This window comes from Sphingobacterium sp. lm-10, from assembly GCF_023554555.1.
In the GTDB taxonomy this organism is placed as follows: domain Bacteria; phylum Bacteroidota; class Bacteroidia; order Sphingobacteriales; family Sphingobacteriaceae; genus Sphingobacterium.
On sequence record NZ_JAMJWC010000002.1, the window covers coordinates 493,823 to 506,195 of the forward strand.

Here is a 12,373-nt window from a genome sequence, read left to right on the forward strand (position 1 = left end):
ACGCAGCGTTAAAGTATTCTATTCACCCTATTAACATACATGGCGATTCTATCCATTGCAAAAAGATTTCGTAAAGACAATCCTCGTTGGGTGATTTTACTCATCGACGCTACGATTGTACTCCTTTGCTATTATTTATCCAATTACGTGATCAATAGTTTCAAAGGAAGGTTTGATTATGGGCTGATGTTCCTAAAGTCCCTTACGGTGACCGCCATGTATACGACTTCTTTCGTGTACTATCGAACGTATCGCGGCATTGTGCGGCAGGCAGGTATCCAAGATGCGCGTAGGATCATGATTGCCACCTTCACGGCGTTAGGCATTCTTATGGCCGTGTCGCTAGTGGCTCGCAACACGCTTTCTAGAGAGGAGCTCCCGGGCCAATTGCTGCGTCTTTCTTACGCAGTAGTATTTATGCATGCTTTTTTGACTACGGTAGCGCTCGTAGCAGCACGTGTTTTCTACCGCACCATATACGAGTCCCTGTTTTTACAAGGGCGTAAACTCACACGGGTGATGATCTTTGGAGCAGGAAATATGGGTACGATCACCCTAAATATTTTGCGCGGAGATGTTAAACAGAAATACAAAGTCGTTGCTTTTGCAGACGACAATCCGTCCAGGATTGGTAAGATGATTCACGGCTATAAGATTCTGAGTATCGACCAGCTAAATGAGGCTACATTAGAATTTATGAATGTAGAAGAAGTGATCATTGCGCTGGATGATAATAATAAAGAGCGTCTTAATCGTATTACACAGGTCGTAGAAGCCTGTGCTGTAAAAATAAAGATTATGCCGTCCACCGCAAAAATGCTTCACGGTCAGGTCGCTGTCAACCAATTGCGTCCTTTGCAGATTGCCGACTTGCTTGGCAGGGCAGCCATCCAATTAGACAACCCCATCATAGCGGAAGCGTTAGCAGGGCGAGTGGTGCTCGTAACTGGCGGAGCAGGATCCATCGGTGGAGAATTGGTTCGGCAAATAGCGATTACCACATCGGCCAGATTAATCGTAATTGATCAAGCCGAATCTGCTTTATATGACCTGCAACAAGAGCTAAAACAGGTAAAAAAATTAGGAGGCAAATTTATTGTCGGAAATGTACGTGATAAGCAATTCATGGAAAGCATTTTCAAAAAATACAAGCCTGAGGTGGTGTTTCATGCAGCAGCATACAAGCATGTGCCGCTAATGGAAGCTAATCCGTATGAATCTGTACGAACTAATGTACACGGCACGAAGGTGATAGCCGATCTTGCCAGCCAATACGGCGTGGATAAGTTCGTCATGATCTCGACAGATAAAGCCGTTAACCCGACGAACGTGATGGGAGCCACAAAGCGTATCGCTGAGATTTACGTGTCGGCGCTGAATGGTTTGAGTGCAACGAATTACATCGTCACTAGATTTGGTAATGTACTGGGCTCTAATGGCTCGGTCATCCCGCTGTTTGAAAAGCAACTGAGCGCTGGTGGACCACTAACTGTTACACATCATGATATTACGCGCTATTTCATGACCATTCCCGAAGCATGTCAATTGGTGCAGGAAGCAGCTATCATGGGCAAGGGCGGCGAAGTATTCGTCTTTGACATGGGTAAACCTATCAGAATCGTTGATTTGGCCAAAAGAATGATCCGTCTGAAAGGATATCGTTATCCGGAAGATATACAAATTGCCTATACAGGCTTGCGACCCGGCGAGAAAATTTATGAAGAGCTACTTGCTAACGATGAAAACACCTTGCAGACCCACCACAAGAAAATCATGATTGCTTTAGTGAATATGCAAGATTATCAGGCTAGTATTTTGCAGGTCAATGCATTGTGTACTTTTGTGCAAGGCTCAGACCCAGAGGTAGATCAGATGGATTTAGTAAGTCGGATGAAAGACATCGTGCCGGAGTTTGCTTCCCAGAATTCCAAGTTTATGGATCTGGATCTACCGGCGACGGAAAATCCATCCGCTTCTAAACATTAATTTTTTCTTTTTAGTTATCCTTAGTACATTCGGGGTATGATCAAGCAGGAGGTAATAGACAAAGTCCTGGATACGGCTCGTATAGATGAGGTCGTAGGAGACTTTGTGCCCCTAAAGAAACGAGGAACGTCCCTCATCGGTAACTGTCCGTTTCACGACGAAAAAACACCATCTTTCAATGTTTCAGTAGCCAAAGGCATCTACAAATGCTTCGGTTGCGGTGCAGGAGGCGATTCTTTGAAGTTTGTGATGGAGATAGAAAAATACTCCTATCCTGAAGCCATCCGATACCTGGCCAACAAATATCACATTCAGGTGGAGGAGGTGGAGCGGTCTCCCGAACAGATGGCTAAGCAAGATAAGCGAGAGAGTCTGTATGTGCTCAGTAAGTGGGCCGGTCAGTATTTCGTGGATCAAATGTGGGAATCGGACGAAGGGCGATCCATTGGCTTATCCTATTTCAAAGAGCGGGGCTACCGCGAAGATGTTATCCGCAAGTTTGCATTGGGCTATTCTCCCGACAAATGGGAAGCTTTGGTAACCGCTGCACAGGCTGCCGGGTTTGATAAGGAATACCTTAAAGAAATAGGTCTCGCTATACAACGAGAAGACCAAAGCCTGTATGATCGGTTTCGCGGACGGGTGATCTTCCCGATAGTCAACGTGACGGGAAGAGTGATCGGATTTGGTGGACGAACACTAAAGACCGAGAAGAGCGTGCCGAAATACGTAAACTCGCCCGAAAGTGATATTTACCATAAATCTGATGTGCTATATGGTCTTAATTTGGCCAAAAAGGCAATTTCGGACGCCGACATCTGTTACTTAGTAGAAGGATATGCCGACGTGATCTCCATGCATCAGGCAGGCGTCGAAAATGTGGTTTCTTCTTCCGGTACATCGCTTACCAGCGGACAGATTAGGCTAATCTCTAGGTATACCAAAAACGTCGTAATCCTTTACGACGGTGATGCCGCCGGTATCAAGGCATCACTACGCGGTACCGACATGTTGCTGGAAGAAGGGTTGAATGTAAAGGTATTGCTATTCCCCGATGGGCACGATCCCGATTCCTATGTGCAGAAGTTCGGGTCGGCACATTTTAAAGAGTACATCAGCAAGCACCCGGAAGATTTCGTATTCTTCAAGACCAACATTCTCTTAAAGGATTCCGGCAATGATCCCGTCAAAAGAGCCGGTGTAATCCGTGACGTGGTAGAAAGTATCTCGTTGATTCCCGACGAAATTAAGGTCTCGCTGTACATCCGTCAATGTAGCACCTTGTTGGATATGGAGGAGCGTATTCTCTTGTCGGAATTGAATAAGATGCGCATCAATAAGTCGGCGGCCAAAGAGAAAAAGGTAGCGGCTAGTGATCAACCTCCAGCAGAGTTCTTCGCTGCCATGATGGGTTCGGAAGAGCTGGGAGCTGCACCAAGCCAACCTACCACACAAAGCACTAAGCTATCGTCCGAAATACTGCAAGAAAGGGAATTAATCCGAATCCTGCTCAACTATGGACAGGAGCAAGTAACCTGGGATCCTGAAGTAGATAATATGCCGATTGCACCTTATCTCATCAATAATTTTGATGATATCAGCTTTGAAGACCCTACGAGTGCCTATATTTTTGATGTGTTTAAAAAGAAAATGGTGAACTTCGAGATACCAGAAGCGAAGCACTTTATTTCCGATCAGCAGCCAGGCGTATCCGATCTTGCCGTTACACTCATAGCCAGTCGTTACGAACTCAGCCCGAACTGGAATGACGATAAGCGCAAAATCCATGTGACCACCGAAATAGATCACCTGAAAAGTTTGGTTACCGAAACGGTGTATCGGCTCAAAAAAAGGAAAGTCGAGCAGGAGTTACAAAAGATTCGTGACGAACTAAAATCTCCGCAATCTGCAGTAGATATGGAGATATTACTCGCCAACTATAAAAAATATAAGGATATGGAGATGATGTTAGGAGTGTATCTGGGCAATACCATCGTCAAGTAAAGCGCCTATTATGACGGAGAAGAAAGATAAGGGCGATTTTGGCGAGCAACGTGCACAAGCTTATCTTCGAAGTTGTGGTTACAAAATACTTACGGTAAATTGGCGACACAAACATGTAGAAGCTGATATTATCATGAAGGATGGTGATATCTTAGTGTTTGTTGAGGTCAAGACCCGTTCCTCACTGCGATATGGCTATCCAGAAGAATCAGTAAACTATGCCAAACAAAAGAATATGGTTAGGCTGGCGAATGTTTATCTGGCTAAATATGGGCATGAGGGAGAAGTTCGATTCGATATTGTATCGGTCTTATCCCAAGAAGAGGTAAAAATAGAACATATTAAAGATGCCTTTTGGCACTATTAAAAATAAGGCAATGCACTTTTGCTATTAAAGTAACGACCAGTGCATCTAGCCATTATAGATTAAAAAAAAGAACATATGAAATACCAAGCTTTTGCGGTGTTGTTATCCGCCTGCTTATTCCTAGTAGGCTGTAAAAGTCAAAAAGGAAAATTCGAATTTGTCGCGCCGGAAGCAGGTACATCTCTGCTAAAAGGAGAGAAAGTACAGCTTGCGTTGCGCTTCCCAGATGAAACTCTGGATTCGGTGGTGTACTCGGTGGATGGGGATTTGCTAGCCCGCAAAACGGATACTGCCGCAATAGAGTTTGACACCGATAAATTCAACTATGGCAACCGTAGTTTGAGCGCCAAAATATACTATGCTGGTAAAGAAGATATCGCATATACCAATATCCTTATCGTTCCGCCTCCGGCTACCGCCTATCAATTCGAAGTGATCAATACCTTTCCGCACGATTCCAATGCGTTCACCCAAGGCTTGCAGTACGAGAACGGGGTCTTGTATGAGTCAACCGGAATGCAGGGTCGCTCCTCGTTGAGAAAAGTGGATTTAAAGACTGGAAACGTCATACAGAAGGTGGATTTGGAAGATGAGCTTTTCGGAGAAGGAATGACAATTATGGGCGATAAGATCGTGCTGTTGACTTGGATGAATGGTGTTGGCTTTGTATACGACAAAAGTAACCTGCGGAAGTTGCAGACTTTTAATTACGCCAATCCACAGCAAGAGGGGTGGGGCATTACCTATGATGGTACACGGTTGATCAAAACGGATGGATCTGCTTTCCTGTATTTTATGGATCCGGTCACCTTTCGTGAGCAGGGCTCTTTAGAAGTCTTCGACGACCATGGGCCGGTGAGCAACCTGAACGAATTAGAATATGTCGACGGCAAGATTTACGCAAACTTATATTATGCTGATCGCGATGAGGTCGTGATTATCAATCCAGAAACTGGTGTTGTTGAGGGAAAAATAAATTTCGTCGGCTTGTACGATGGCAAGCGCCAGTCTACGGGCAATGAGATGAATGGCATCGCCTACAATGCCAGTACGAAAAACTTCTACGTAACCGGAAAGGATTGGACCAAGTTGTTCGAAGTACGCCTATCTCCGAGGTAGGCTACAATCGAGGCGCCCCCTCTTTCGCAGAGAATTTTATAGATGTGTTTAACGAGGTGCTCGGCGTTGCTTCTTGTTCCTCGACACGATCCGGATAAAGGATGCCTAATAGATGGTCTACCTCATGCTGAAAAATGACTGCAGTAAAGCCTTCCACGTTTTCTTCTTTTATTTCACCTGTAGGCAATGCGTACTGCAGGCGAATCGCATAGCTACGCTCTACCTCATCCCTTCTGTCTGGAATGGATAAGCAACCTTCTGCGCCTGTTCTCAGTAAGGTAGAACGCCAAATGATTTTTGGATTAATATAGCTTTCAAACGGTTGCTCTGCTTTATCAAAACGTTGTACCCAGATCAAATTTTTATTGATGCCCACTTGCGGAGCCGCAATGCCAACCCCAGGATGCGCTTCGTCTTGCACGGTAGCCAACATACGATCTGTCAGAATCTGCAATAGTGGATCTTTCGGATCAATATCCTCCGAAACTGAGCTCAATACGGCCAATTCTTTATCGTTGGTAACCAAGTAAACGTGCATCGTTCCCGTTCCTTCGTTGATGAGCGCACGCTCATGCGCAGAAAAAGTGTGCATATTTTTGTGTTTTTCAGAGTTGTTTTGTGCCATAATAGTCCCGGTTTGTATCATGCACAGAAAAAGAGTATATAGATAAGCGTGGTGCATAGGGCGTGGATTAGTTTATTCAAATGTATAGATTTTTCCGGAGTCTGGCATAGTACACTTTAAATCGTATTTTTGTAAAAAAAGATATGCGCATACTGGCTTTCGATTACGGAACCAAAAGAGTAGGTATTGCTGTTACGGATCCGTTGCAGATCATTGCCAATCCATTAACGACATTACACCCAGAAAAACTGTGGCCGTTCCTGCACGAATATATGCTGAGCGAAGCCGTTGTGACTTTTGTCGTCGGAAAGCCTCGGCAATTGGACGGCACGGATTCACAGTCAGCAGCGCATGTGGTGGGTTTCATCCGCAGATTACAGCGCGAATTTCCGACCATACCCGTCGTAGAGATAGACGAGCGTTTCACCTCCAAGATGGCATCTGCTGCGATTTCGCAAAGTGGCATGAGTCGCAAAAAAAGGCAAAACAAGGAAACGGTAGATACGGTATCGGCTACCATCATCTTACAAGATTATTTGAACAGCAAATCCATATATTAATGGCATTAAAGGATATCACATTCTTTGTCGAGGAGATCGACTTCACGTTAAAGCAAAAGCAAAAAATTCGACAGTGGATCGGGGATACCATCAAAGCAGAGGGTTTCGGTCGCGTCGGTGAATTAAACTTCATCTTCTGCTCTGATGCGTATTTGCTGGAGATAAACAAGCAATACCTGAATCATGATACATTTACCGATATCGTCACTTTCGACAGCTCAGAAGAAGAGCATGTGGTATCCGGAGATATATTTATATCCGTCGACCGAATTCAGGAAAACGCGCAAAAATTTGATGTGCCGGAGAGCGATGAACTGCATCGCGTTATTATACACGGCGTACTGCACCTGTGTGGATATCTGGACAAAAAAGCAGAGGATAAAAAACTGATGACGGCCAAAGAAGACCATTATTTGGGAACCAGAGCATTCTAGTAGATTTTGGGTCCAACAGGTTTGGTCCTGATCTAAAAGTAAAAAGGCCTGAATTAATAAATAATTCAGGCCTTTTTATCAAAGCTGGGTAGACTAGAAGCGCTCTAATTGAGAGAAGAAGAAATCTCCTTCAATAGCCGCATTCTCATCCGAATCCGAACCGTGAACAGCGTTCGCTTCGATAGATTTTGCATATTTATTGCGAATAGTACCTTCATCCGCTTTAGCTGGATCGGTAGCACCGATCAATGTGCGGAAATCCTCTACTGCATTTTCTTTTTCTAGGATCGCGGCTACAATAGGTCCTGAAGTCATGAATTGCACCAACTCTCCGTAAAATGGACGCTCTTTATGTACTGCATAAAAATTACCTGCCGTTGCATCCGAAAGATGTACATATTTCATCGCTACGATTTTAAAACCGCCAGCGGTAATGTCGTTCAAGATTGCTCCGATATGTCCGTTTGCTACTGCATCCGGCTTAATCATCGTAAAAGTTCTATTTGTTGCCATAATGGTTGAAATTTTATGCAAAGGTAAGAATTTGTCGGTGGAAAAAAGAGCTGGTATCCGACAAATTATTAGGTGATTATTGTAGCGTGGCGGCTACTAAATAGGGAAGCATCTCCTTCTGGAAGGAGATGAAATTTTTTCGTACGTCCGCATCAGATACTGCAGTAAAGGCAAAGGAAAATACAATGTTCTTGCTGCATTTGATTAAAAAAGTCAACTTATCTTCGGATACGACTGTGCCGATAGTTTCATTTTGGATAAAGGAACTCAATAGTAAGAATTCCAAATCGTCTGATAAAATTTTGAGGTATTCCTGCGCGTTGGCAGATTCTCGGATAAACTCCCAACCAATGAACTCGTTGCAAACAGTATAGGTCACACGACTCACCCTCAATATAGTTTTGGCTAAGAAAGTATGTAAATCCTGCTCGCCGACTTCCTTCCGTAAAATGTCTTCGACATTTTCCCTGATATAGTCCATTAACACGGCGTGCAGGATAAGTTCTTTGCTGCTATAATACTTGTAAAACGTGGCTTTGGCCACATTGGCATAACGAGCCAATTGGTTGACGCTGGTTTTATTGTAGCCATAGCGCCGAAACAGCTCGCGCGCCGCTATTTTTATATTATTGGCAATAATAATATCCGTTTCCATAAGATTGTGCTTTATTGGGGCGGATGTTTATAACGATTTTCGCGCTGTTTTGTTATAAGATTTCAGTTTCGAATTGGGATAAGAAGCGGGTGTCGTTTTCCGAAAATAACCGAAGATCGCGGATTTCGTATTTAAGGTTGGTGATACGCTCAATACCCATTCCAAAGGCAAATCCACTGTATTTTTTGGAGTCAATGCCGCAATTTTCCAATACATTTGGGTCTACCATACCACAGCCGAGAATTTCTACCCAGCCGGAGTTTTTACATAGCTGACAGCCTTTTCCTTTACAGATGGTACACGAAATGTCCATCTCTGCCGAGGGCTCTGTAAATGGAAAATAAGAGGGACGAAAGCGTACTTTTGTACCTTCCCCATACAACTCTTGCACAAAGTGAAAAAGGGTTTGTTTTAAGTCGGCAAACGATACGTTCTCATCCACGTAAAGACCTTCTACCTGATGAAAAAAGCAATGAGCTCGTGCAGAAATTGCCTCGTTGCGGAACACTCTTCCTGGCATGATGGCACGGAATGGCGGTTTGCCAGCCTGCATCAAGCGGACTTGTACAGATGAAGTATGGGTCCGCAATGCAATGTCGTTTCTATCTTGCTTTTTAATAAAAAAAGTGTCCTGCATATCTCGAGCAGGATGCTCAGGTGGGAAATTTAAAGCAGAAAAGTTATGCCAATCATCCTCAATCTCTGGTCCTTCTGCAACAATAAATCCTAGCTTTTTGAAGATTTCAACAATCTCCTTACGTACTAGTGAAAGCGGATGGCGTGAACCGAGTTGAAATCCTTCTCCTGGAAGTGTAAGATCTCCATCGAAAGGTTTGTCTTGACTTTGATTGGAGTCACCGACTGTATCAAGTGCATTCTTTAGCGTAGACTCTGCTAGGATTTTAAATTCATTCAATACTTTTCCGAGCGTCCTCTTCTCTTCGGTAGAGACCGACTTAAACTCTTCAAATAAGGATTTTACAATACCTTTAGATACCAAAAACTTGAGGCGAAATGCTTCAATTTCTGCTGTATTGGTTAATGAACTTTCCTGAATTTCCTGCGTATACTGCGCTATTTTATCTTGCAACATGGCTCAAAGATACTGGAAAATATTAAAAATTCCTCGCGTAGATGTGCTGCAATACGAATCCGCTGGTACGGTTTACATCAGGTTAAAATGGAAGACCATCGTTATCATCGTCATTCTCCCGAAAGTCTACCTTAGTATCCTCGGGCTGGTCTTCTGGTCTGTCGGCAGCACGATCGGGTGATTGCGGTTCAAAATCAGAGCGTCTACCCAACAAATTAAAACTGTCTGCTACGATCTCTGTCGCAAAGCGGCGAACACCTTCCTTATCTTCGTAGGTGCGTGTCCGCAACTTACCTTCTATATAAACCAACTTGCCTTTCTTCAGGTATTTAACAGCTAAATCCGCTAACGCGCGCCACAAAACAATGTTGTGCCACTCTGTCTGTTCAATCTTTTTGCCGTCTTTATTATAAAATTCGGAGGTAGCAAGGGGGAAGCTCGCCACAGAAACGTTGCCGTCTAAATAGCGAATTTCGGGATCTTTGCCCAGGTGCCCAACTAGAATAACTTTGTTTACGCTTGCCATATGGATAATTTAGGGTGTTACTTTGGGAAGTTGTCTGTCCGCAAGAAGGAGAAGATCAGCTTATGTTTAGCTAATTTATCTAAATTTTCTGATAATGTGTATATCCAGTTTGTTTTTTTGTTTTTAACCGCAATGTCTTCTGGAAGCAAGTAAAATTGTGCAAAAATATGCTGATGACTAAGCACTTGCTTGATCGGTGCACCCAGCGGAAGGGGTGAGGCAGATTCAAAATGCGAGGTGTACATCGGATCCTTTTCCAACTCAGTTACTTCGATAGGTGCTGGTGTTTCTATCATGGGGAATTCGTGAAGGTTGGCCCAGATATCGCCTTCCGGTCGCTTTGCCACCATCACTTCCGAACCACGACGAATGATAAAGTAATGAAAATACCGCTTACGAATTTTTACAGTTTTTACTTTTTTGGGTAAGACGTCAATACGGTTGGTTGCTAGCGCATCGCATTGGTCTTGGAAAATGCAACTGGCACACAAAGGCTGCTTTGGCTTACACACAGTAGCTCCGAAGTCCATAATAGCCTGATTATATAAACCTGGCTCTTTCTGGTTGATTAAAGAGTCTGCCAGCTCCTGAAACTGTTTCTTTCCAGCTCCGCTGTTGATATCTGTATCAATTCCGAAAACGCGGGATAGCACACGGTATACGTTGCCATCTACCACCGCGCGTACCTCATTGCTGGAAAAAGAAGAGATGGCACTGGCTGTATATGCTCCGATTCCTGGCAGCTGAATCACCTCTGCATAAGAGGTAGGGAAAAAGCCGTTGAAATCTGTCATAACTGCTTTTGCCGCTTTATGCATGTTGCGAGCCCGAGAATAATAACCCAATCCTTGCCAAAGTCGTAAGATAAGATCTTCATTTGCATGTGCAAAATCACGAACGGTAGGTAGCTGTGTTACAAAAGTCTGAAAATAAGGTAAGCCCTGCTCTACTCGCGTCTGCTGTAAGATGATCTCTGAAAGCCAGATAATGTAGGGGTCCGAGGTTTGCCGCCAGGGTAATTCCCGCCCATGTTGGCGGTACCAGGAGATGAGCTTTACAGAAAATGACATGAGGCCAAAGGTTGAAAATTTCGTGCCGAATTGCAAAAACTAGTGTTAAAAATTGTGAAATACCCAGGACGGGTGGGAATATTCATTAAGTTTGCCACTCGTGTAAAAAAATAAAAGAGTAAAAACTATGCTAAAGAAGAAGACTTCTGTGCTGATTGTTAGTGCTGATGGTAACCCTAACAAGAAGATTCAGATACCTACATTCTTGCTGTCCTATTGGAAACATATTGCATTTTCCTTTGTAGCATTTGTGCTTTTGGGCGTTGTGGGGATTATCTATTTTGTAAACAATCGAAACGAGAAATTGTACGCGGATGTATACCTGGAGAAGATCGACAAACTCCGGAAGCGGAACCAGCAACTCACGTTGGACGGCACCAATAACCAGATCAATATAGATGATGTACGACGCTCTATGAATAGCTTCGATAGCACATTGAACCGAATCAATGCCAAAATGAAGAAGAGAGGTTTGAAAGCCATCGCTTTGAATAATGCCGGGGGGCCACTGGTAGAGGAGGAAGAGAATCTGGAAGAATTAGCTAAGTTTTATGTCAATATGCTGACAGACGTAGAAAATCGTCTAGATGGCGCGCCTTTTGGGCGTCCGCATCAAGGTAGAATCACATCTCGTTTCGGATACAGACGTAATCCATTTACAGGAAGAGGGCGAGAGATGCATTCGGGCGTTGACCTAAAAGGACGTACAGGAGAAACGATAAAAACTACTGCTAAAGGTACGGTCACATTCGCTGGATATAAAGGCGGATACGGCAACCTCGTTACCGTAAAGCATGCTAACGGATACGAAACACGATACGCTCATTTAAGCAGAATACGTGTAAAACGCGGACAGCGCATAGATGTAGGTACTATCGTTGGCTTATTGGGCAGTACAGGTCGCAGTACAGGGCCACATTTACATTATGAAGTGCTCCAAGCTGGGCGTACTATGAACCCAGAGAAATATTTTCAGTTCTAACCTAACCCGTCCCTATCCTGTTCACTTGATATATATGTTCAACACCAAGAAAGATAAGAAGCTTTATCGTCCAGATGCCTTTCAGATCAGCACGGTCATCGCAGAAGGGATATCCATTGAAGGAGACCTGATTGGTGCAGAAAGCTTGCGTATTGATGGTAAGATCAAAGGTGATATCCAGATGGGTAAAGGAGTGATCATCGGCGAGTCTGCTCGAGTTGATGGTGATGTTTCTTGCGAAACGTTAGTTGTATATGGTCACGTGGTGGGCAATGTACGTTGCCACACACTGATATTGAAGTCTGCCGGGAAGTTGTATGGCGATGTGGCTATGCAGCAATTCACCGTTGATATGGGCGGCCAACTTATGGGTTCGGTAGAAGTTGTTTCCTCTCGGGAACCTATTTTGCTGGAAACTAAAGTAAGCTAAATCCATGCT

Annotated in this window: 14 protein-coding genes; 8 read left to right on the forward strand and 6 right to left on the reverse strand. The window is 44.0% G+C overall.

Annotation, left to right across the window (positions count from 1 at the left end):
• The first annotated feature begins 39 nt into the window (after positions 1-39).
• The 4 genes from M8998_RS12105 (at position 40) to M8998_RS12120 (ending at position 5,476) form a co-directional block, all read left to right on the forward strand.
• Positions 40-1,986, forward strand: a complete 1,947-nt coding sequence (locus M8998_RS12105; RefSeq protein ID WP_249993202.1) for a polysaccharide biosynthesis protein — start codon at positions 40-42, stop codon at positions 1,984-1,986.
• 36 nt (positions 1,987-2,022) lie between these two features.
• The gene (dnaG, locus tag M8998_RS12110; RefSeq protein WP_249993204.1) at positions 2,023-3,990 is read left to right on the forward strand and encodes a DNA primase; all 1,968 of its coding nucleotides are present in this window, start codon (positions 2,023-2,025) and stop codon (positions 3,988-3,990) included.
• 10 nt (positions 3,991-4,000) lie between these two features.
• Entirely contained in the window at positions 4,001-4,357 is a 357-nt protein-coding gene (locus M8998_RS12115; protein WP_249993206.1) for a YraN family protein, read from the forward strand.
• A gap of 75 nt (positions 4,358-4,432) precedes the next feature.
• A complete protein-coding gene (locus tag M8998_RS12120) occupies positions 4,433-5,476 on the forward strand; it encodes a glutaminyl-peptide cyclotransferase (protein WP_249993208.1) in 1,044 nt (347 codons plus the stop codon).
• Between the two features lies 1 nt (position 5,477).
• Here M8998_RS12120 and def read toward each other — a convergent pair whose 3' ends face one another.
• Positions 5,478-6,101: a peptide deformylase gene (def, locus tag M8998_RS12125; protein ID WP_249993217.1), complete on the reverse strand. Its 624-nt coding sequence runs from the start codon at positions 6,099-6,101 to the stop codon at positions 5,478-5,480.
• Positions 6,102-6,244: 143 nt separating this feature from the next.
• On the opposite strand from def, the gene ruvX reads away from it, so the two are divergent.
• Both ruvX and ybeY read left to right on the forward strand, forming a co-directional pair.
• On the forward strand, positions 6,245-6,661 hold the full coding sequence (gene ruvX, locus M8998_RS12130) for a Holliday junction resolvase RuvX (protein WP_249993219.1): 417 nt from the start codon (positions 6,245-6,247) through the stop codon (positions 6,659-6,661).
• Complete coding sequence (gene ybeY / locus M8998_RS12135) at positions 6,661-7,095, forward strand: rRNA maturation RNase YbeY (protein WP_249993221.1); 435 nt, start codon at positions 6,661-6,663, stop codon at positions 7,093-7,095. Before ruvX ends, ybeY begins: the two co-directional genes overlap by 1 nt.
• A 93-nt stretch (positions 7,096-7,188) precedes the next feature.
• Here ybeY and M8998_RS12140 read toward each other — a convergent pair whose 3' ends face one another.
• From M8998_RS12140 to mutY, 5 genes are all read right to left on the reverse strand, one after another.
• A complete protein-coding gene (locus M8998_RS12140) occupies positions 7,189-7,608 on the reverse strand; it encodes a nucleoside-diphosphate kinase (protein ID WP_249993223.1) in 420 nt (139 codons plus the stop codon).
• 76 nt (positions 7,609-7,684) lie between these two features.
• Complete coding sequence (locus tag M8998_RS12145; protein WP_249993225.1) at positions 7,685-8,263, reverse strand: TetR/AcrR family transcriptional regulator; 579 nt, start codon at positions 8,261-8,263, stop codon at positions 7,685-7,687.
• Positions 8,264-8,315: 52 nt separating this feature from the next.
• The gene (pheS, locus tag M8998_RS12150; RefSeq protein WP_249993227.1) at positions 8,316-9,356 is read right to left on the reverse strand and encodes a phenylalanine--tRNA ligase subunit alpha; all 1,041 of its coding nucleotides are present in this window, start codon (positions 9,354-9,356) and stop codon (positions 8,316-8,318) included.
• Between the two features lie 82 nt (positions 9,357-9,438).
• On the reverse strand, positions 9,439-9,882 hold the full coding sequence (locus tag M8998_RS12155; protein ID WP_249993229.1) for a single-stranded DNA-binding protein: 444 nt from the start codon (positions 9,880-9,882) through the stop codon (positions 9,439-9,441).
• 17 nt (positions 9,883-9,899) lie between these two features.
• The gene (gene mutY / locus M8998_RS12160; RefSeq protein WP_249993231.1) at positions 9,900-10,952 is read right to left on the reverse strand and encodes an A/G-specific adenine glycosylase; all 1,053 of its coding nucleotides are present in this window, start codon (positions 10,950-10,952) and stop codon (positions 9,900-9,902) included.
• A 127-nt stretch (positions 10,953-11,079) separates the two neighbouring features.
• Between mutY and M8998_RS12165 the strand changes: the two genes are divergently transcribed.
• Positions 11,080-11,934 (forward strand): M23 family metallopeptidase, encoded by an 855-nt coding sequence (locus tag M8998_RS12165; protein WP_249993233.1) that lies wholly within the window; start codon positions 11,080-11,082, stop codon positions 11,932-11,934.
• 34 nt (positions 11,935-11,968) lie between these two features.
• Positions 11,969-12,364, forward strand: a complete 396-nt coding sequence (locus tag M8998_RS12170) for a bactofilin family protein (RefSeq protein ID WP_249993235.1) — start codon at positions 11,969-11,971, stop codon at positions 12,362-12,364.
• Positions 12,365-12,373: the final 9 nt, after the last annotated feature.

Excerpts from the sequence above, each read along its gene's own strand:
- dnaG (WP_249993204.1), top strand. The coding sequence starts at position 2,023 with ATGATCAAGCAGGAGGTAATAGACAAAGTCCTGGATACGGCTCGTATA.
- M8998_RS12105 (WP_249993202.1), top strand. The coding sequence starts at position 40 with ATGGCGATTCTATCCATTGCAAAAAGATTTCGTAAAGACAATCCTCGT.
- M8998_RS12115 (WP_249993206.1), top strand. The coding sequence starts at position 4,001 with ATGACGGAGAAGAAAGATAAGGGCGATTTTGGCGAGCAACGTGCACAA.
- pheS (WP_249993227.1), bottom strand. The coding sequence starts at position 9,356 with ATGTTGCAAGATAAAATAGCGCAGTATACGCAGGAAATTCAGGAAAGT.
- M8998_RS12120 (WP_249993208.1), top strand. The coding sequence starts at position 4,433 with ATGAAATACCAAGCTTTTGCGGTGTTGTTATCCGCCTGCTTATTCCTA.
- M8998_RS12155 (WP_249993229.1), bottom strand. The coding sequence starts at position 9,882 with ATGGCAAGCGTAAACAAAGTTATTCTAGTTGGGCACCTGGGCAAAGAT.
- M8998_RS12140 (WP_249993223.1), bottom strand. The coding sequence starts at position 7,608 with ATGGCAACAAATAGAACTTTTACGATGATTAAGCCGGATGCAGTAGCA.
- M8998_RS12170 (WP_249993235.1), top strand. The coding sequence starts at position 11,969 with ATGTTCAACACCAAGAAAGATAAGAAGCTTTATCGTCCAGATGCCTTT.
- M8998_RS12165 (WP_249993233.1), top strand. The coding sequence starts at position 11,080 with ATGCTAAAGAAGAAGACTTCTGTGCTGATTGTTAGTGCTGATGGTAAC.
- ruvX (WP_249993219.1), top strand. The coding sequence starts at position 6,245 with ATGCGCATACTGGCTTTCGATTACGGAACCAAAAGAGTAGGTATTGCT.
- M8998_RS12145 (WP_249993225.1), bottom strand. The coding sequence starts at position 8,263 with ATGGAAACGGATATTATTATTGCCAATAATATAAAAATAGCGGCGCGC.
- mutY (WP_249993231.1), bottom strand. The coding sequence starts at position 10,952 with ATGTCATTTTCTGTAAAGCTCATCTCCTGGTACCGCCAACATGGGCGG.
- ybeY (WP_249993221.1), top strand. The coding sequence starts at position 6,661 with ATGGCATTAAAGGATATCACATTCTTTGTCGAGGAGATCGACTTCACG.
- def (WP_249993217.1), bottom strand. The coding sequence starts at position 6,101 with ATGGCACAAAACAACTCTGAAAAACACAAAAATATGCACACTTTTTCT.